We start from the raw sequence: 514 nt of genomic DNA on the forward strand, positions 1-514 counted from the left end.
AGCGGAGTAGCCCGGCAGCTTCAGCTCGCCGAAGAGCACACAGGCCCTCTCAGACACCACGTCCCGGGGCACGATCGAGACGGCCCGCCGGGTGCGCCAACGAATCGGCACGGTGCTGGATTGGGCCACCACCAAGGGTTACCGGGAAGGCGAGAACCCGGTGCGCTCCGTCACCAAGGGGCTGCCGAAGCAGAAGGATGATGCCGAGCATTTCACCGCTCTTCCCTATGTCGAGGTGCCCGCCTTCCTGTCCAGGCTCAGGGAAACCAACCAGACCGGCCCTGTGGTCAAGTTGGCGATGGAATTCCTCATTCTGACCGCGGTGCGTTCCGGCGAGATGCGCAATGCCCGCTGGTTCGAGAGTAAGCGGTGTCTGACGACACGTCCTCGCCCGTTCGGGTTCATGAAATATTCCGCTGATTGCAGATCAGTGGAGGGGACCAGCATGTCGGGGACGGATCGGGAGGCACTCTGGCGTCAGCATGTGCAGGCGTGGCGGGAGAGCGGGCTGACG

Annotated in this window: 1 pseudogene; it reads left to right on the plus strand. The window is 63.8% G+C overall.

The window, feature by feature from the left end:
* Positions 1-52: 52 nt before the first annotated feature.
* Positions 53-514: pseudogene (locus QSG27_RS29200) on the plus strand (tyrosine-type recombinase/integrase); the annotation flags it as partial.

The organism is Azospirillum isscasi (assembly GCF_030849505.1).
Taxonomy (GTDB): domain Bacteria; phylum Pseudomonadota; class Alphaproteobacteria; order Azospirillales; family Azospirillaceae; genus Azospirillum; species Azospirillum isscasi.